This is a genomic window from Undibacterium sp. RuTC16W, from assembly GCF_049339445.1.
In the GTDB taxonomy this organism is placed as follows: domain Bacteria; phylum Pseudomonadota; class Gammaproteobacteria; order Burkholderiales; family Burkholderiaceae_D; genus Undibacterium.
Genome location: NZ_JBMPPE010000001.1, coordinates 149,020 through 168,473 on the forward strand (window position 1 = coordinate 149,020; position 19,454 = coordinate 168,473).

Here is a 19,454-nt window from a genome sequence, read left to right on the forward strand (position 1 = left end):
CTAAACTTGTTTCAAGTGACTATTTTGTCGTTAAACGTTCCGTAATGATTTTCGGTGTAATAAAAACTAAAAGCTCAGTTTTATCGTTTGTACGCCCAGTAGTTTTAAACAAATTTCCAAACAATGGAATATCACCAAAAAATGGTATTTTTGTTACATTATCTCGCTCATTTTGTTGAAAAATGCCACCTAACACCACTGTTCCACCGTTTTCCACGAGCACCATAGTTTTTACCTCTTTCGTATCAATGGCAAAACCTGCGCGCGTCTCGGCTCCAACACTGTCCTTGTGAACATCGACATCTAAAATAACATTACCATCCGGTGTAATCTGAGGAGTAACCTCCAAGCGTAAACTTGCTTTGCGAAAGAAAATGGAGGTTGCTCCGCTACTAGTTGCAACTTGATATGGTAATTCTGTGCCTTGCTCTATTGACGCTTTTAGCTGATCAGCAGTAACAACTCTGGGACTAGAAATAATTTTCCCTTTGCCATCGGCCTCAAGCGCTGATAACTCTAAATTCAAAAATCGATTCGCAGCAGAGGAAAAAAGACTCACGGCAAGACTACCTGGATTCAATCCATTAATACCGGAAGCGGGTAGGCTGACAAACTGTGTATTAGGAATATAACTTTGATCAGTTATTTTTGCTTGACCTGTTTGCTCACCGACACCAAGATAATTACCAGTCAACGCAACCCGTTGGTTACCGCTTAATTGATAGCCTGTGTCACCACCCCGCAAACCTCTCATATCAGCGAAGCCTAATTTGGCACCAAGATTTTTGCTAAACTTATCATCGGCTTCAACGATACGTGCCTCAATTAACACCTGCTTAGAGGCAATATCCGTTTTTTGAATTAATTTCCGAACCTCTTCCAGTTTGCTCGCAACATCGGTAATAAATAATTGATTCGTTCTTGGCTCAATCACAGCACTACCACGCTTAGACAAGATCCTGTTTGCACTTGCTCCATCGACACCAAACACAAGCTTAAAGGCTTCCGCTTTTTGATAATTTAATTGAAATGCTTCGGTTTTTAATGGTTCTAATTCAGCTATTTGTGCTTTTTGTTCTAACTCTAATTTCTCTTTAGTCAATAATTCGTCCTTTGGGGCAATCCAAATCACTGATCCATTTTTACGCATATCCAACCCTTTAGATTGCATAATAATATCAAGGGCCTGATCCCAAGGAACATCCTTTAAACGTAAAGTTGAGCTACCTGTAACCGTATCACTTGCGATAATATTCAACCCACTAAATTCAGCAACAATTTGCAATAAGGCACGAACTTCAATGTTTTGAAAATTAAAAGAAAGTCTCTCCCCTCGATATCCCTGAGTTCCTTGAGTTAGCTTATTAGGGTCCTCTTTAATTGGCTTCACCTCAATGACTAACTGCGTATCACTTTGATAGGCACTATGTTCCCATAAGCCTTGAGGCTCAATTGTCATACGAACATTCTCACCCTGTGTACCTGTTGTGATAGCTTGTACGGGAGAACCATAGTCTCCGACGTTTAAGCGTTTCCTAAGTATCTCAGGAAGCCCCACTTTAATGAAATCAACAACAATTTTCTGGCCTTGCTGACGAACATCAACAGCAACCTGATTGTTAGGTAAATCAACAACAATTCTTCCTTCGCCATTATTTCCACGACGGAAATCAATATCGCGCAGATTCTGTTTGACTAATGCGATCGCTTTAAGCGTTGTCACTGGCAATCCCACCGAGTTTACGGCAGTCGCTATTCCACCCGAACCATCAATGGTAACTATGATCGAATTACCCTCTATTGCAGTTGCATAATTAAGCGGTTTATTCATATTAAAAACTAGTCGAGAGCGACCACTAACCTCAACGAGATTAACGCTCCGCAATTCGCCCATATTGACATCAACAGACGACTTACCTGTACCGTTACTGGTGTCTGAAAAGTCTAAAGCAATACGAGCAGGATTTGTTATTGCAAATCCAATAGGAGGTTTTATAACTGGATTTTTCAAACCAATTTTGACAATAGTATTGATACCCTGCTGATTAACGGTGATCGACTCGATACTATTAGATTGCGCAAAAGTTAGCTGACAAAATGTGAGTAAACTTATTGCAGTTAGTTTGACAAGCATAGCGCTTCCTTTACTTGCATTTATTAAGGCATTCATTTTTTTGCTTCCTGCAAATCTAACTTCACTTGACGTTCAGTCCACTCTCCAGCCGCGTCTTGAACGATTTCCTTAATTTCAATTTCGTTGTCGGTAATTTTCGTAATCATTCCGAAGTTTTGCCCTAAATAATTACCAATTTTTGCTTGAACAACTTTATTTTCACCAGATACACGGATTAAGGCATATTTTAAATTTGGTCTCTCTATAGTGCCTACCATCTGAAGCGTGTCTAATGGATAAGACTCTAAAACTTCCCTTCTCCTTTCCATATCTGGTTTTAAACCATTGTTTGATTCAGCCTTTAGCCTTGCAAGCACTACCAACAATTTTGTCGGATTAAACGGGTCGACATCATTTTTTCCGGTGTACGCAAACGGAATGTAAATTTTTGGCTCAGTGACTTTAGAAATAACGACACGTGTGTCTTTCTTTATTTGTCCCATCCATTCCTTAACATCTGATACACCATTATCGCTACAACCAGCTAAGCCCGTACTAACAATTAATATAAAAAAAATGGTACTAAAAGGGCTCGTCATTTTTTAGCTCCTTTTTTTAAAGCAGCCTGTGTAGAAACTTCTTCTGGATCAAGATAACGAAAAGTTTTTGCAACCACATCAAGCACCAAAATATTGTCTTTATTAGTAGCAATGGCTAAATTATTTAAGGTAACAATTCGAGGCAATTTAGCAATATCACTCACAAACTCCCCCATATCATGATAACTACCAACTAACTTAATATCTATTGGCAATTCGGCATAATAATCTTTGACTGTTGGCTGACCGGGTTTAAATCCATCAAACGTCAAACCTCTACCGGTAGCAGCTTGGTTTATATCTGACAGCAGTGCATCCATTTCCGCCTTACTAGGCAACTGCTTTTCCATTGCTGCGACGTATTGAAGAACTAATTTGCGCTGTTCTTTGAGTGCATCCAAACTAATGGCCTGCTGCATCTTTTGTTTGTATGAATCCTTTAGCTTTTGCTCCTCCTGTTGCCCCATGTCGAGATCCGTCAGTTGGGAGTCCCAATAAGCAAACCATCCCAATGTAATGAGTGCAATTAATAACAATACTGCCGCCAGAAGTCTTGGTGCGAGCGGCCACAACCCAGGATGTAATCCGTTTAAGTTACTGAACTGCCCGCTAACCGACTCACTAAGTTCATTCAAAGTTGTCATCATTATTTCCTGTTCGGTTCCTATCAAGGCTTTTTGACGTCTGGATTTATGACTGCAGCACCAGAGGCAGTGGCAGAGTCCCTCTCACGCGGACGCTTGATCCCTACGTTAACAGTGAAATCAAATACTTTCTTTGCATCCCGACCTTGGCCAAGTCCTGCAGATTTAATCTCAATCAACTCAGGCTTATCCATCCAGGGCGATTTATTGCCGAGGTTACGCAAAAACTCGGAGACTCGTTGATTCGACTGTGCGTAACCGTTCAACACAATCCGCTGACCATCTTGTTTGAGTGCCTTCAGAAATACACCCTCAGGGGTTAATTTAACCAATTCATCCAACATAAATACCGGCTGATTTCTATCTCCCTGAAGATCTTCAACAGCTTGCTGGCGAGCTTTTAGTCCGTCGATTTCCTGTTTGAGGCTTGCAACCTCTTTAATTTTTTCGTCTAGCTTAGAATTTTCTGCTTTTATAAAATTATTACGGTCAGACTGCTGAGAAATCCTCATAGAAAAAAAGGTTCCAACTGTAATAATAATTAGCGCAGCAACTATCGCAGAAAACAATAGCAGTGTATAAAAATCATTCTTAAGCTGCTTCCGTTTAGCCTCGCGATGAGGAAGGAGGTTAATTTTTATCATTAGCCGAATCTCCGCATTGCCAAACCACAAGCCACCATGTAAGAAGGGGCGTCAGTACGCAGAGCCTTCTCGCTTACATTTGATGATAATTCCATGCCCTTAAATGGACTTACAACGCTGGTGGATATTTTCGTACGCTCAGCAATCATATCGACCAGCCCAGGGATCACTGCACAACCACCCGCCAGGAAGATCTGATCTACTCTGGTGTAAGGAGTGGAGGTGAAAAAGAATTGAATTGCCCGGGTGACTTCAAGTGCGGCACTTTCCAGAAACGGTTCAAGCAACTCCATCTCATAACTATCGGGTAAATCGCCTTGTTTTTTCTTGAGTTCCGCCTCTTCAAAAGCCAAACCGTAATTACGCACGATATCTTGCGTTAACTGATTGCCACCAAATTGCTGATCGCGCTCGTAAATCACCTCTCCGTTGAGCAAGATAGAGATGTAGGTGACCTTGGCGCCAATTTGAAACAAGGCATAAATCTGATCTTGGCCCGCATTTGGTTGCTGCTCGATTAGTCGCAAGACGGATGCACGTGCAGCGTAGGATTCAATATCCATGACCTTCGCCTGCAAACCAGAAGCTTCAGCAACCGCAACTCTGTCCTCGATTTTTTCTTTTCTTGAAGCAGCCAGCATGACCTCAACATCTTCCTCGGCATTATTAGCCGCAGGACCAATGACGCAAAAGTCCAGGCTAACCTCATCCATTGCAAACGGAATATATTGGTTAGCTTCTGACTCAACCTGAAGCTCAAGAGCCTGCTCACTCAGATTGCCAGCCAGGATAATTTTCTTCGTGATCACCGCAGAGGCAGGCATTGCTAATGCGACATTTTTTGCACTGACTCCGCTTTTTTTAATTACCTTACGGATCGCCTCTGAAACCTGTTCGATATTTTCAATATTTCCGTCTACCACAGCACCTTTAGGCAGCAGTTCGGAGCCATAACGTTCTAACTTGAACGCCTTATTGCTCCCCTCAGAAATCTCCACAAGCTTGACATCAGACGTGCTGATGTCCAGCCCAATTAAAGGCGGATTTTTTCTACCGAGCAATGATGCTAGATCTAAAGCCAAGGATATCCCCTCAAAATATACTGTTTTATTTGCATTACTTTTAGCCTGCGGCTGTTGCTACAAAATGCCTAAATATTGCGCACGTCAAATAGAAATTTTCTTTTAAAAACCGCTATTTAGGAGACAATCATCCAAGCTTACATGAAATCCTAGCAATAAGCGCTTCATTGTGTAAAGCATTTTCCACGCAGCATCAACATTATCCGTTGCCAATTCCCCACGCAAAAAATGAGAACTCTGCGCAGAATCGGCTAAAAGCCATATAAATCTCTGTTATTTAATTGCAAAAAAGCAAAATTTTATCAAAATCCCACTCCGATTTAGATTTAGCAACGTTTGGTTACACAAAAATTAAATGGCTGGAACTAGTCGGTGGCAATACTTATTATTGTTGCTTTTATTTACATACTTTACAGCTTTCGCTGGGCTACTTCCGTCAGAGGATATAATGTCAGCCTAAATTATCAATCGAAACACCACTAAAATTCGCCCATGCCAACGACGCCCACTTCTCCAGATACACCAAAACCACAAGAGACGACAAAGACCCGCCATTGGGCAGTCAAGTTACTGTTGGGAACTGGCGGCATTATTCTGGGTTTATTCGTCGCCGGATTACTGATGATCGGATTCGCCTTAACTATGGCTTATCCAAACTTACCTGAACTGGATTCGATCACCAGCTATCGTCCGAAAATGCCTTTGCGCGTGTTCTCAGCCGACAATATGCTGATCGCCGAGTTTGGCGAGGAAAGACGTAATGTCGTGCATTTCAAGGAAATCCCTGAAATCATGAAAAAAGCCGTGCTGGCGATTGAAGATGATCGTTTTTACGAGCATGGCGGGGTCGACTACCTGGGCATTACCAGGGCAGCACTGCATAACCTGACGGGTGGCGCCAAACAAGGTGCATCAACGATTACGCAACAGGTAGCGCGCAACTTCTTTTTGTCCAGTGAACAAACCTTTAAGCGCAAGATTTATGAAATCCTGCTGGCCTGGAAGATTGAACAAAATCTGACCAAAGATCAGATCCTTGAGGTGTACATGAACCAGATCTACCTGGGTCAGCGCGCTTACGGGTTTTCGTCTGCGGCGCAAATCTATTTTGGCAAAAGCCTGAAAGAACTTACTGTCGCCGAAGCTGCGATGCTGGCTGGCTTACCAAAAGCACCGTCTGCCTACAACCCGGTCGCCAATCCCAAACGCGCCACCGTTCGCCAGCAATATATCTTGCAGAGGATGAAGCAACTTGGCTACATCACCGAGGCGCAATATGAACAAGCCAAAACCGAGGTGTTTCACACGAAAACCGACAGTAGCGAATTTGGTATCCACGCCGAATACGTGGCAGAGATGGCGCGCCAATTAGTGTACGAGCAGTTCAAGGAAGAAACATACACCCGTGGATTAAACGTCTACACCACGATCACCAAAGCGGACCAGGATGCTGCCTATCTGGCGCTGCGTCGTGGTGTCATGGATTATGAAAAGCGTCACGGTTATCGCGGCCCTGAGGCCATCATTGAAATACCAAGTAGCAAAGAGGCCGCTGAAGATGCGATTGAAAAAGAACTCGCTCAACATTCCGATAGCGATGACCTGGTGATTGCGATGGTGCTTGACGCTAACCCTAAACAGGTGAAAGCCGTGCTGGCATCCGGCGAGGAGATTCAAATTACCGGTCCAGGGTTAGCATTTGCCGCAGCAGGTCTGACAGCAACAGCACCAGCAAACAAAAAAATTCAGCGCGGTGCGGTGATACGTGTCACGCAAGAAGGTAAAAACTGGAACATCACCCAGCTCCCTGAAGTGCAGTCCGCCTTTGTCGCAGCCAGTACGACCGACGGCGCTATTCGCGCGCTGGTTGGTGGCTTTGACTACAACATCAATAAATTTAATCACGTAACACAGGCATGGCGCCAGCCAGGTTCCAGCTTCAAACCATTTATTTATTCGTCGTCACTAGAAAAAGGACTGTCACCGGCAACCATCATTAACGACGCGCCAATCAGTTTTGATGCGGGTCAGACCGGTGGTCAGGCCTGGGAGCCGAAGAACTACGATGGCAAATATGAAGGTCCGATGACCATGCGCAAGGGCTTAACCAAATCCAAAAACATGATCTCGATCCGTATCCTGCATAAGGTTGGTGCGAAATACGGGCAAGAATACACGAATCGTTTTGGCTTCTTACCCGAAAAAAATCCCCCCTACCTGACATTGGCTCTTGGTGCAGGTGCGGTAACGCCTTTGCAAATGGCTGGCGCCTATGCCGTGTTCGCCAATGGCGGGTACAAAATCAATCCTTATCTGATTTCAAAAATCACCGATACAAACGGCAAGGTCTTATCGCAGGCAAATCCCGATAAATCCGGCGATGAAGCTAATCGCGTTATCGACGAACGTAATGCATTTTTAATGGATAGTATGATGAAAGACGTCGTGCGCTTCGGCACGGCGACCAAAGCATTGTCCCTGAAGCGTCCCGATATCGCCGGCAAAACCGGTACTACCAATGATTCGTTCGATGCCTGGTTCGCGGGATATCAGGCCAAGTTGGTCGGAATTGCCTGGATCGGCTTTGACCAGCCGAGAAATCTCGGGAATAAAGAAACTGGCGGCGGGCTGGCACTACCGATCTGGATAGGCTATATGCAAAGAGCGCTCAAAGATATTCCTATCGAAGAGCGCCCGGTACCGAACGGTATTATCTCTGCAAATGGCGACTTTTATTATGCTGAAAATCCCCCGGGGACTGGTATACAGTCCTTGGAAGCAGAAACAAAAGTCATCGAAGAATAGGCACAGCAATAGATACAGCAGAGTTCTCACCCTTGCCTCTGGTCTCACGATCAAGACGGTTGAGAAAATCGCGTGAGCTCTGCGACTTACATCGCACCCTGCACTTTAGCTACGGCGGACAGAGTGCTGAAAAATTCTGAACCATCGCGCGTATTGAGCCAGTGCTGACCGTCGTAGCGATAATGAAAGCCACCAGAACGTGCTGCCAGCCACATTTCTTGCATTGGCGCCTGACTATTCACAATGATTTTTGAGCCATTGTTGACGAACTCTATTTCTAGTACATTGCCACTTCGTTTGCATTCAACATCGAGTTCGTCATTTTCAAACGCCTGTTCAAAAATGCTCTCTACCTGACGCAGGCAGTTGTCCGCCAGGGTCAAAAATTCGGTTTCGGTCATGCTACACTCCAGCGCAAACTTAAAACGCCATTGTAAGCCGTAATCCCGGATCGGCTGCCAAAGGACCACGGAACGCAAGGACAATCAGCTTGCAGGTGTATGGAGACAAGTAGACGTCAACATAAAACCTGCAAACGCTCACATCAACCAGGAATTTGTATGACCATCAAAATCACACGACTGTTAATCAGCACCGCATTCTTGTTCGCAGTCACTGCCTGCGGCCAAAAAGGCCCTTTGTACATTCCGAATAAATCGGGATTAGCGGCTGCAGCTAACGTCGAGCCTGCGATAACTCCGGTAACAGCAGTGCGAAAAAAATATACTGAGGATGAGTATATTTAAAAGCCCTACGTAAAACATGCGGCGCAAGGCATATTTATACCTATACTCCCCCTCATACGCATTAATCATCTGCTCGCAACACGATAGGTGACGCCAATTCCGGCCGGCACCCCTGCGTATTTTGCAAGACCGCTCGTATCGCCACCATATCGTTGGGCACATCTCCGGTCAGTGACAAATAATCGATCAGGCCGATTTCTTTTTTAGCGAAATCGAAGTACGCACACCCCACGGGGATCTTGGCGGCCAGCGCAATATGATAAAAACCGCTACGCCAATATGGGCGATGACTGCGCGTCCCCTCGGGCGTGATAGCCAGCCAATACCAATCAGCGCGGTTGATGCGCTCGGCTAAGCGGGCGATAGCCCCGGTTGATGCCTTGCGCTCAACCGGCTCGCCGCCAAGATAGCGCACCAGACGACCGATGGTCGCGCCGGTCACGCCCCCAAACAACGTGGATTTAGCGATGAAATGAAAAGGCATGCCAATCGCCCACATGGCCAGGACACCGACGACGAAATCCCAGTTTGATGTATGCGGATACACGACGATCACGCCACGCGGTCCGGGCAAGGGTTTATACAACACCCGCCAACCGATCAGTTTCATTATTATTACAGCAAAACGCTGCAATCCTGTCTCGACATTTTTTGTTGTAAGTAGATGTGCTGTCATAATTTTTCAGTTTGGTGTGCGGCGATTATGCCAAGGAGAAATTAATGATGCAAAACAAACTGTCGTTTTTGTTCATACCAGGTTTGTTTAGCAACACAGCCTTCGCCGCCCACCCTCTGGTGACCGAGGACACTGGTATGCAAGGTCTCGACAAGCAGCAGATCGAACTCAATACGGATCATGTCGGCTTCGCAGGCAAACACAGGCATGCCTGCGGACTCACCTGCTCTACGACTGCTCGGCAACATTGACCTACCTGTAAGCAAATCTAACGCTGACCTGGACACAGCCGTCAGGCATTAACGACATGGCGCTAGCTACCACGATCTTGTTTTTGGAAAAACAGAAACTGAAACTCGCTGTCAAAGCAGAGTGGCAACTACCAACCGGTAATGCGAAAAAGGGATTAGGAAGCGACAGTCAGGATGCGAGTTTATTGTTGGCTAGGGTCCGTGCAAAGCTACCTCACCCTCACTGCACATCGCTTCCGAGACACGATCGATCAACCACAAAGACAGCCGTAGCGTCGCATGGCACACCTCGACTGCCGTGCTCTACACCATCTGGCCTCAATGGAAAGTATTAGCATCGCACAAAATGAATTGCTCTCCCGGCGCAATGCGGAAGTCACCGTAGTAACCGGCATCTTTACCTCCTCCACGCCAGAGATTGACGTGGAAATCGGAGTGCAATTTGCACAGCACGATAGCAGTCTGGAAAAAGGTGGGGCGCGGCACTTAGCCTGCGCTATTGAGTGTGACTATTGAGTACGACTACCGCACACTTTGTTTATTACTGACGACCCGTCAAAGGCATGCGGCTACTTTGCCAGCGCCAGAACAAGCGCACAATAAGCAATGCCGCTACGATCAGGCCGAATAAAACTGGCTGAGAAAAATCATGCTTACCAGCCTTCATCCAAAAGTAATGCAGAACACCTAAGGGAGCAATCAGGTAGATTAGACGATGCAGCCATTGCCAGCGCTTACCGCCCAGACGTTTAATCATGCTATTGGTACTCGTCACCGCCAGCGGCAGCAACAAGACAAACGCTATAAAACCGACGGTAATAAAAGGCCGTTTCAATACATCCTTCCACATCTCGGCCACATCAAATCCATGATCGAACCAGAGAAACGTCGTGAAGTGCAGCAAGGCATAAAAAAACGCGAACAAGCCCAACATACGCCGCAAACGTATCAGCCAATGCCACTGCGTGAGTTTGCGCAGCGGTGTCATTGCCAGCGTGATACACAGCAGATACAAGGTCCAGTCACCGGTATTTCTGGTAATGAATTCGACCGGATTTGCACCCAGCTTGTCCAGAAAAGCGAAACTGAACAGACGTAAAAACGGCAATAGCGCGACAATGAACAAAATAACTTTCATCAAAGAAAGTTGCTTAGATGATGGCTGATATGCTGGCAAGCGCATTACTTAATCCAAAGTAGGTGGCGTAATTAGGAACAAAACAGATGTGGCAGCCTGTTAATAAGATCAAAATCTGCTCTGATTTCGACAGATTGCGCGCATTTGACACTGCTTTTACGGCATTCATCCGGCATTAATCCAGCATTAATCCAGCATTAATTGCAAAGAGATAAACTGGCTAAACCAACCGAAACTCAGTACGGCTCAAGCCTGCTCAGATCAATAGAATTTTTTCAAATCCATCCCTGTATATAAAGATGCGACTTCGTTATAACCGTTGAACATCAGCGTCTTGCGCTTTTTGGCGAATAAGCCGTCTTCGCCAATACGGCGCTCGGTTGCCTGCGACCAGCGCGGATGATCGACATCAGGATTCACATTCGAATAAAAACCGTACTCACTTGGCGCGGCGATATTCCATGCGGTTCTGGGCTGCTCTTTCGTCAAGCGGATTTTGACAATCGACTTCGCTGATTTAAAACCATATTTCCATGGTAAGACCATGCGTACCGGTGCGCCGTTTTGATTCGGCAATACTTCACCGTACATGCCCAGACTCAGCAGTGCCAGAGGATGCATTGCCTCGTCCATACGCAACCCCTCTACATACGGCCATTCAAGCACCGGACGGCGCAAGCCTGGCATCTGCTTTTTATCATCCAGCGTGATGAATTCGACAAATTTCGCGTTACCGGTCGGTTCAACTTTTTTAATCAGGTTCGATAAAGAATAACCAATCCATGGAATCACCATCGACCAGCCCTCAACACAACGCAAACGATATACACGCTCTTCCAGCGGGGCGAGTTTGAGCAAAGCATCGAGATCCAGTGTCACCGGCTTCTTCACCTCACCTTCAATCGTGACAGTCCACGGCCTGGGCTTTAGCGTGCCAGCGTTCATTGCAGGCTCTGATTTATCGGTGCCAAATTCATAAAAATTGTTATAGGTCGTCGCATCTTTGTACGCTGTTTTTTTCTCTATCAGCGCATAAGCAGGATTTAGCGTCGCAGCAAGTTTTTGCGCACCGGGCGTCTGGGCAAATGCTTCACGGTTCGCCATCTCAAACAAGGCGCTGCCGGCAATCGACCCGACCGCCAACTGACGGATGAAATCCCGGCGCGATTCAAATACCTCACGCGGCGTGATCTCGGATGAAAATGGCAATTCGATACCGTTGGGACTACGTTTGATCAACATGATGACTCCATTTACGACGACGAAGGGATGAACTTACTTGATTTATAAGCCAGTCAAGATGACGGCTCAAAACTTAGACGACACAAGTAAGGATTTAGTTTCTCATGAGTCGACATAGTCTGCTGAACCTTACATTTTTTTGAATTTCGCCATAAAAAAAGCACTGCATTTTCAGATGCAGTGCTTTTTTCAGTCAGCGCAAACTTACAGTGCGCCGTAAGAATGCAAACCCGACAAGAACATATTCACGCCGAGGAACGCAAAGGTGGTCACGATCAGTCCGATCAACGCCCACCAGGCCGCCATCTGGCCTCGCAATCCCTTCATCAGGCGCATATGCAACCACGCAGCATAGTTAAGCCAGACAATCAATGCCCAGGTCTCTTTAGGATCCCAGGACCAGTAACCACCCCAGGCTTCTGCCGCCCAGAGCGCGCCGAGAATGGTCGCAATAGTGAAGAAAGCAAAACCGACGGCAATCGCTTTGTACATTACATCATCGAGCACTTCGAGCGAAGGCAGGCGATCTTGCAAATAGCCTTTAGATTTTAGTAAATAGGCAACCGCCACCATCGACGCGAGGGCAAAGGTACCGTAACCGATAAAGTTTGCAGGTACATGAATTTTCATCCACCAACTTTGCAAGGCTGGCACCAGCGGCTGAATCTCGGATGCATCACGCTTGACGGTGTACCACAGCAAAAAACCGACCGCAGCAGAAATCACAATCAGGACAAACGGACCGAGCTGACGTGTCGCATATTGTTGTTCGTAATACAGATAGAACAGCGCCGTGATCATCGAAAACAGGATAAATACTTCATACAGATTCGAGACCGGAATATGACCAATATCCGCGCCGATCAGGTAAGACTCATACCAGCGCACCAGCATGCCGGTGAAGCCCATAATCACCGCAGACCAGCACAAGATAGAGCCGACCGAAGAACCGAAATCCGAGCGTGCAATCAATCCACCCCAATAAAACAAGGTCGATAAAAAGAACAGCGTGCTCATCCACAAAATCGCCGATTGACTCGACAATAAATATTTCAGGAAAAACTTTTGATTCGCCATTTCCAGCGAACCGTTATACAAATGCACGGCAAAGAAGGTGATTAGAGCAAGGACGAGAAACAGGCGACGCACGGCTTTCCAATGCCATCCAAGCCACGCAAACGCGGGAACGGCGCATAGCAGAATACCCTTTTCATACACGTCCATAAAAGCACCGAAGCGACTAAGTGCCAAGATCGCGCCAATACTCAGCACGAATGCATAAAGCCAGTCCAGAGCACCGAGACGTTGAAAGAATCCTTGGTAAGGTGCGTTGTTATGTGTCATTTCCATCATATTTCCAATCTTAAATCTTACTTTCCGGCGCAAAGCGATACATCTGGGACGCAGAGAGCAAGAATCATACGCTCACTAAAGTGACCACAGTGTAGTCGATTAGCTCGCTTAGGGTACTTGTCCCGGCGTTGATGCAGATCCAGACTGCGGCGACAAATGCGCGAGCTGGTTCTTCAACTGCTCAAATTCTTTTTCAAAATCCAGCGTCTTGCGTTGCGAACTCAATGCCATCAGAGCCTTGGTCGTATTTTCGCCACTCTCACTGTCTTTTAACCAGATCCATAAGCGACGCTCCCGGATATAAAACATCGAGAACACGCCAATCACCAAGAACAGACATCCGAGATAAACCACGTTCTTGCCGGGCGAACGCGTTACTTGCAATACCGATGCTTTCACTTCTTCAAACCCGCTAAGCTGCAAATACACTGGCGCACCATAGAAAAAGGAATCAGACAAAGCGTTGATCGATAACTGCATAAAGCGGGCGCGTTTCTCAGTCAGTTCCAGCACAGGCAAACCCGCTTGTTCACGCGAGACTTGCCACAGATCCCACATGCTGCCATTGAGTATTTTCATAAAAACATCAGCGGCTTTCCCCTGCTCCGCTGCTGGAATTTGCTCAAGAAAACGGGAGATCGCGACAAAACCGGTGGCCGGATTTTTACCGTCTTTAGTATCTCCAGCAAAAATTGCCAGTCCTTTGAGTGCAGACAAGCGCAACTGTTCCTGCAATTGCTTTTGCATTTGCTCCGAGCTCTCGGGCAGCGCATGTTTGACATAGCGCTGAGCAGCGATCTCACGCCACGCTGGATTTACTAGCGCGGCACGTAGCCGCATCCACTCAATAATCGTGTCATCATCGTCAGCCGGGATGCGCAGATAGCGGAATTGCTCATTCGGATTGTCACGCGTACCGGCAAGGAACATCGTTGCACCGTCGAGCTTCATAGGCTGCATATAATTATGGAATTCTCTGGCCTGTCCGTTCTTGTCTCGCAGTTTGTACTGCACGCTCGGTCCGACGTTTTTTAAGTCTTTGCTGTTCGCATTCTTTGCCGCCGATCCGGTATGTTTGTCCAGATCAAGGCTCAGTTGCTGATTAAAACTCGTATTGGTATTCACTGCACGCAGATCTTGTCCGGCCTTCATATTTTCCACATTGAATGGCCGGAAGCCCGACCACTCTATCGTGTAATCATCGCTCGCCGCCGATTTAAGCGGGGTAGAACTACCAACCTCTCCTGCCAGGGCAAAGCTGGTCGATTGGGCTCCCGTCATAGGGAAAGCCGTCATGGACAAACGACTACCACCATCTTCAAAGCTTGACTGATACACCGCCACACCTTTGTAGATCAGCGGTTCATTCACTTTGATGGTGGCGGAAAAAGTCTTGCCGGTCTCATGATCCTTGACCATGACTTCGCTGGCGAACAACTTCGGCATACCCGTCGAATAATAATCAATGATGAACTTATTCAGTTTGATGGTGAAGGGTAAATCCTGAATCAGCACGCCTTTAGGCTGAGGAATAATCGCCGTGCTGCTGGTTGCGCCTTCTGGAATCATGGTATTGCCGCGGAACGTAGGATTGGACAAGGATAAACGATGTTGTTGCGGAATATTCGCGATGATACCGCTGCCATCAAATGCAACCTTACCCATGAACCATTGCTGCATGCGGATAGATAAATCCGAGTCCAGCATGCCACCGATGCAGATAATTACAATCGCACTATGCGCAAAAATATAACCCCATTTGTTTGCCGCACCTTGCTTGGCGCTGATCAGCGTCGCACCGTCTTTTTCAGAAACTTTGAATTTATAACCCAGTCGTGCAATGTGGGTGCTGATCTGATTCGCACTGACAATCCGCGACCCGGCCATGTGCCAATCTGCTTTATGATGAAAATTACGCAGTGACTGCTCGCGCACATTGTCACGCCAGCTGCGCATATCCTTCAGCATTTTGGGTGCATTACGGATCAGGCACAAACTCGTCGACAACACCAGAAACGTCATGATCAGCAAAAACCACCACGCTGAATACACGGCATACAAACCGAGTTTGGCAAAAATATCAAACCAGAACGGACCGAACTGATTCACATAATTCGGCATAGGCTCGTTCTGTTTCAGCACCGTGCCGATGGTGGAGGCAATCGCAATCAGCGCCAGCAGGCTGATCGCAAAACGCATTGATGACAGTAACTCAACCGCGTCCGCCAGCCAGCGACGCTCGGTTTTGATCTGTATTCCAGCGGTATTTGTTTCCATAAATTCCTGAAAATAAAAAAAGGGATGGCTTTTGCCACCCCCTCCGTTTACTACTTATTTGTTTGATCGGCGATTACTTAAGCTTACTTAACATTACTTATTATCGCTTACTTGCTTACTTCAAGCCTGCGACGTAGTCCGCAACTGCTTTGATTTCATCATCAGACATGCGCTTGGAGATCGTCGTCATCTGTGCGCTGTTTTTACGCACGCCAGTACGGAAATTAGTCAATTGCGCAATCGTATAATCCTGATGCTGACCCGCGATACGTGGGAATTGCGCCGGAAGACCGGCGCCGTTCGGGCTATGGCAGCCAGCACATGCAGGAACGTTTTTCTCAGCGATACCACCACGGTAAATTTGTTTGCCGATTTCAACGATATCTTTATTTTTTGCAGAACCTGGTTTGGATTTTTGTATGCTCAGATAAGCCGCCAGATTTTTCATGTCGTCTTCTGTCATCGCTTTAGCGAATGTCGTCATGACGGCATTGTTACGATCAGGACCGGTGAAATTCGACAATTGTTTGGCGATATAAGCTTCGTGCTGACCAGCCAGTTTAGGGTTCACAGAGATAGTTGAATTACCTGCTGTGCCGTGGCAAGAGGCACAGGCCACGATGCCGCGTGCGGCGTCGCCATTGGTGTACAGGGCTTCGCCTTTGGCTGGATCTGCTTTAGCAGGAGCTTTGTGCTCTTCGTTGGCATAGGCCATTGAGGTGACTGAGGACAACGCCAGAACAGCGATGCTGAGGGACTTCAAGAAAGGAGAAAAAGCACGGTTCATTCAAACACCTTGAGACTAAATGATGGAAATCTGCCTATTGGCAACGCATAGTTGCGCTGTTGGTAGCGATGCCTGAATTGCATCAGCACGACCCGACAGTACAATAAATACAACAAACATACAAAATGCGGGATCGGAAACATGCAGCCCAATACCTAACCCCTTATTGTACAATAGCTTTTAAGTGAAACACTTTCTTCTGTTGCATTTTCCATGCAATTTCGATGCTCCGGGTTGCTTCGTTCTGCCTAGTCCAGTGTAAGTACCAGCTAAATACGGACTTTAGTGCCGGCGTCACCCCCGATCATCTTTACTATTATTTAAAGCGCACGTACCTCTTATGTCTATCCTCTGGCAAGCCCGTTTCTTTACCACGGTCAATCATCTGCGCGATTTACCGCACACCACCGTACCGGAAATTGCCTTTGCCGGCCGCTCCAATGCGGGCAAATCGACTGCGATTAATATCCTGTGCAATCAAAAGAAATTATGCTTCGCGTCCAAAACACCGGGACGCACGCAGCATATCAACTATTTCTCCATTGGCGGAGCTCATGTAGGGCAGCATCGCAAAGATGAAACCCGTGTTGATGAAATCCGCGCCTTGCTGGTTGACCTGCCCGGTTACGGCTATGCCGAAGTGCCCGGCGCGGCTAAAACTCACTGGAATCAATTGCTGGGCTCGTATGTACAAAAACGCGATCAGCTATCCGCCTTGGTCTTGATGATGGATGCGCGTCGTCCTTTTACCGATCTCGATACGCAAATGCTCGAATGGTTTGCACCGACAGGCAGACCCATCCACTGCCTGCTGACCAAAGCGGACAAACTGAACCGCAACGATGCGACAAATGCGCTGCGCCTGACTAATAATATTTTATCCAGCTATACCGATGCGAATGGCGAACCGTTTCCTTTTACGGCACAATTATTTTCATCACTGAAACGTACAGGTATTGAAGAGGCTGATGCCAAGATACAGAATTTATTGGGGCTGGATATTCCATTTACTCCAAGTATTCCGCTGGCCGAGAATGCGACAGACTCTCACGCCAGCGACCCGGCAGCCATTGATACGCAAGATTAAAAACAAAAAGCGCAGCTGATCCACTCTGAGGAAAAAAAGCGAAATTACCGGCAGTGCGCCTGTTGGATAATCGATGGGATCAACACGGTGTAATGTGCCACCATAAAAAAACCCCGGCCGATTACATCGAGCCGGGGGAACAACGCCGATTCGCATAGGGACGAACGGCGCCCGCTCAGGGAGGAGAAGCGGTAGGCTTAAGACACTGGATTTTGAAGACCTGCACTTAACACCTATCCATCTGAGCTTGCGCTTGGAAAAAAGTTTCATTACTCTGAACAAAAAATTTTTACGGTGATCGTCATGCCTATTACAAAACCTGCCCAATTCCCTGCTATCCGTATGCGCCGTATGCGCCGTGATGTATTTTCACGCGCGCTGATGCGCGAAAACAGCGTGACCGCATCCGATCTGATTTATCCTGTGTTCGTGATTGATGGCGTTAATCAATGTGAAAAAGTTGCGTCTATGCCTGGTGTGGAGCGCGTGTCGGTAGATGTGCTGTTAGGGGTAGCGGAAGACTGCGTTGCCCTCGGCATTCCTGTGATGGCCTTGTTCCCGGCGATCAATCCTGGCCTAAAAACACCGGACGGGATTGAAGCAACCAACCCAAAAGGCTTGATCCCGCGGGCGATTCGCGAACTCAAAAGCCGCTTTCCGGAACTCGGCATTTTGACCGACGTTGCACTCGATCCGTACACCAGTCATGGCCAGGATGGCCTGATCAATGCAGACGGTTATGTATTGAATGACGAAACCACCGAGATGCTGGTGCGCCAGGCCTTGACCCAGGCGGAAGCCGGTGCCGATATAGTCGCACCAAGCGACATGATGGACGGCCGTATCGGTGCGATCCGTCATGCACTGGAGTCGCATGGCTATATTCATACCCGCATCATGGCTTACTCAGCTAAATATGCATCAGCGTTTTATGGCCCATTCCGCGACGCCGTTGGTTCAGCGACTAATCTGGGCAAAAGCGATAAAGCAAATTATCAGATGGACCCGGCAAACAGTGATGAAGCCTTGCGCGAAGTCGCCCTTGATCTGGCAGAAGGTGCCGATATGGTCATGGTCAAACCAGGCATGCCGTATCTCGACATCGTACGTCGCGTCAAAGACGAATTCAAAGTACCCACGTTTGCTTATCAGGTCAGTGGTGAATACGCGATGATCAAAGCCGCAGCGCAAAATGGCTGGCTCGACCACAACAAGACGATGATGGAAACCATGCTGGCATTTAAACGTGCTGGTGCCGATGGCATCCTGACGTATTTTGCCCGTGACGTCGCACGCTTACTGAAACACACTGCCTGATCATCTCAGGCGACTGCTTATTACGATGATGCTGATCCTGTTAATCATCGTCTCCGCCGCGCTGGCGATCGCTGGCGCAGGCGCGCGAGACAATGTGATCTGGCTACACTATGTGTGTAAGCCGCTGACCACCATATTGATTTTTTACCTCGCTTTCCGCGCCACCAGTGTTAACCCGCCGTATCGACGCGCTATATTGACGGGCATTATTTTCTCCCTATTGGGTGATATTTTTTTGATGCTGCCAGCGACCGTCGTCAAGCCTGGATTTTTACTTGGCCTCGGTAGTTTTTTATGTGCGCATATCTGCTTTCTGCGCGCACTGACTAGCGATCACCGTTTCTTCTCACGTCCGCTGATTTTTCTTGGTATCGGTACGCTTGGCGCAGCGAATTTATTTGTGCTGTGGCCGGGACTTAGTACGGACTTGCGCGTTCCGGTTGTGATCTATGTCACCTGTCTGTTGTGTATGACAGCGCAGGCAATCACACGCCACCTGAGCATACAAACCTCTGCAAGCAAATGGGCAATGGCTGGCGGCATACTATTTATGCTGTCAGACACGCTGCTGGCTTACAATAAATTTTATACGCCGCTACCGCAGGCGAGCCTGCTGATTCTGGCGACTTATTATGCTGCACTGAGTTTGATTGCGCGTTCGGTGAATCGCTCTTGAATACTGGCTGATTACAT

General features: G+C 47.2%; 19 protein-coding genes. 6 read left to right on the plus strand and 13 right to left on the minus strand.

What is annotated here, in order from left to right:
* Window positions 1–19: 19 nt before the first annotated feature.
* From pilQ to ACO0K4_RS00680, 5 genes are read right to left on the minus strand one after another with little or no spacing between them, the layout of a single operon-like run.
* Window positions 20–2,134, minus strand: a complete 2,115-nt coding sequence (pilQ, locus tag ACO0K4_RS00660; RefSeq protein ID WP_422955406.1) for a type IV pilus secretin PilQ — start codon at window positions 2,132–2,134, stop codon at window positions 20–22.
* 32 nt (window positions 2,135–2,166) lie between these two features.
* Window positions 2,167–2,712, minus strand: coding sequence for a pilus assembly protein PilP (locus ACO0K4_RS00665; RefSeq protein ID WP_422954692.1), 546 nt, complete (start codon window positions 2,710–2,712; stop codon window positions 2,167–2,169).
* Window positions 2,709–3,356, minus strand: coding sequence for a type 4a pilus biogenesis protein PilO (locus tag ACO0K4_RS00670; RefSeq protein WP_422955407.1), 648 nt, complete (start codon window positions 3,354–3,356; stop codon window positions 2,709–2,711). Before ACO0K4_RS00670 ends, ACO0K4_RS00665 begins: the two co-directional genes overlap by 4 nt.
* 23 nt (window positions 3,357–3,379) lie before the next feature.
* Window positions 3,380–4,000, minus strand: coding sequence for a PilN domain-containing protein (locus tag ACO0K4_RS00675; protein WP_422954693.1), 621 nt, complete (start codon window positions 3,998–4,000; stop codon window positions 3,380–3,382).
* Window positions 4,000–5,082 (minus strand): pilus assembly protein PilM, encoded by a 1,083-nt coding sequence (locus tag ACO0K4_RS00680; protein WP_422954694.1) that lies wholly within the window; start codon window positions 5,080–5,082, stop codon window positions 4,000–4,002. The genes ACO0K4_RS00675 and ACO0K4_RS00680 overlap by 1 nt, the downstream gene beginning before the upstream one ends.
* A 492-nt stretch (window positions 5,083–5,574) precedes the next feature.
* Here ACO0K4_RS00680 and ACO0K4_RS00685 point away from each other — a divergent pair, with 492 nt between their 5' ends.
* Window positions 5,575–7,887, plus strand: coding sequence for a penicillin-binding protein 1A (locus ACO0K4_RS00685; RefSeq protein WP_422954695.1), 2,313 nt, complete (start codon window positions 5,575–5,577; stop codon window positions 7,885–7,887).
* Window positions 7,888–7,973: 86 nt separating this feature from the next.
* On the opposite strand, the gene cyaY is transcribed toward ACO0K4_RS00685, so the two are convergent.
* The gene (gene cyaY, locus ACO0K4_RS00690; RefSeq protein ID WP_422954696.1) at window positions 7,974–8,288 is read right to left on the minus strand and encodes an iron donor protein CyaY; all 315 of its coding nucleotides are present in this window, start codon (window positions 8,286–8,288) and stop codon (window positions 7,974–7,976) included.
* A 159-nt stretch (window positions 8,289–8,447) separates the two neighbouring features.
* On the opposite strand from cyaY, the gene lptM reads away from it, so the two are divergent.
* Complete coding sequence (lptM, locus tag ACO0K4_RS00695; RefSeq protein ID WP_422954697.1) at window positions 8,448–8,633, plus strand: LPS translocon maturation chaperone LptM; 186 nt, start codon at window positions 8,448–8,450, stop codon at window positions 8,631–8,633.
* A gap of 61 nt (window positions 8,634–8,694) precedes the next feature.
* Here lptM and ACO0K4_RS00700 read toward each other — a convergent pair whose 3' ends face one another.
* Both ACO0K4_RS00700 and ACO0K4_RS00705 read right to left on the minus strand, forming a co-directional pair.
* Window positions 8,695–9,243 (minus strand): 1-acyl-sn-glycerol-3-phosphate acyltransferase, encoded by a 549-nt coding sequence (locus ACO0K4_RS00700; RefSeq protein WP_422954698.1) that lies wholly within the window; start codon window positions 9,241–9,243, stop codon window positions 8,695–8,697.
* 107 nt (window positions 9,244–9,350) lie between these two features.
* The gene (locus ACO0K4_RS00705) at window positions 9,351–9,557 is read right to left on the minus strand and encodes a hypothetical protein (RefSeq protein WP_422954699.1); all 207 of its coding nucleotides are present in this window, start codon (window positions 9,555–9,557) and stop codon (window positions 9,351–9,353) included.
* Window positions 9,558–9,839: 282 nt separating this feature from the next.
* Between ACO0K4_RS00705 and ACO0K4_RS00710 the strand changes: the two genes are divergently transcribed.
* Window positions 9,840–10,076 carry a hypothetical protein gene (locus tag ACO0K4_RS00710; protein WP_422954700.1) on the plus strand — a complete coding sequence of 79 codons (237 nt, stop codon included), beginning with the start codon at window positions 9,840–9,842 and terminating at the stop codon, window positions 10,074–10,076.
* 25 nt (window positions 10,077–10,101) lie between these two features.
* Here the strand turns inward: ACO0K4_RS00710 and ACO0K4_RS00715 are convergent, their stop codons facing one another.
* The 5 genes from ACO0K4_RS00715 to ACO0K4_RS00735 all read right to left on the minus strand — a co-directional run bounded on the left by ACO0K4_RS00715 (window position 10,102) and on the right by ACO0K4_RS00735 (window position 16,357).
* Entirely contained in the window at window positions 10,102–10,698 is a 597-nt protein-coding gene (locus ACO0K4_RS00715; RefSeq protein WP_422954701.1) for a sulfite oxidase heme-binding subunit YedZ, read from the minus strand.
* A 261-nt stretch (window positions 10,699–10,959) separates the two neighbouring features.
* A complete protein-coding gene (msrP, locus tag ACO0K4_RS00720; RefSeq protein ID WP_422954702.1) occupies window positions 10,960–11,940 on the minus strand; it encodes a protein-methionine-sulfoxide reductase catalytic subunit MsrP in 981 nt (326 codons plus the stop codon).
* 204 nt (window positions 11,941–12,144) lie between these two features.
* Window positions 12,145–13,290, minus strand: a complete 1,146-nt coding sequence (gene ccsB / locus ACO0K4_RS00725) for a c-type cytochrome biogenesis protein CcsB (protein WP_422955408.1) — start codon at window positions 13,288–13,290, stop codon at window positions 12,145–12,147.
* A 111-nt stretch (window positions 13,291–13,401) separates the two neighbouring features.
* Window positions 13,402–15,570: a cytochrome c biogenesis protein ResB gene (locus ACO0K4_RS00730; protein WP_422954703.1), complete on the minus strand. Its 2,169-nt coding sequence runs from the start codon at window positions 15,568–15,570 to the stop codon at window positions 13,402–13,404.
* 115 nt (window positions 15,571–15,685) lie between these two features.
* Entirely contained in the window at window positions 15,686–16,357 is a 672-nt protein-coding gene (locus tag ACO0K4_RS00735; protein WP_422954704.1) for a c-type cytochrome, read from the minus strand.
* Window positions 16,358–16,697: 340 nt separating this feature from the next.
* Between ACO0K4_RS00735 and yihA the strand changes: the two genes are divergently transcribed.
* The 3 genes from yihA (at window position 16,698) to ACO0K4_RS00750 (ending at window position 19,437) form a co-directional block, all read left to right on the plus strand.
* Entirely contained in the window at window positions 16,698–17,444 is a 747-nt protein-coding gene (yihA, locus tag ACO0K4_RS00740) for a ribosome biogenesis GTP-binding protein YihA/YsxC (protein ID WP_422954705.1), read from the plus strand.
* Window positions 17,445–17,747: 303 nt separating this feature from the next.
* Complete coding sequence (gene hemB / locus ACO0K4_RS00745; protein WP_422954706.1) at window positions 17,748–18,761, plus strand: porphobilinogen synthase; 1,014 nt, start codon at window positions 17,748–17,750, stop codon at window positions 18,759–18,761.
* Between the two features lie 25 nt (window positions 18,762–18,786).
* The gene (locus ACO0K4_RS00750) at window positions 18,787–19,437 is read left to right on the plus strand and encodes a lysoplasmalogenase (RefSeq protein WP_422954707.1); all 651 of its coding nucleotides are present in this window, start codon (window positions 18,787–18,789) and stop codon (window positions 19,435–19,437) included.
* The last annotated feature ends 17 nt before the right edge of the window (window positions 19,438–19,454 follow it).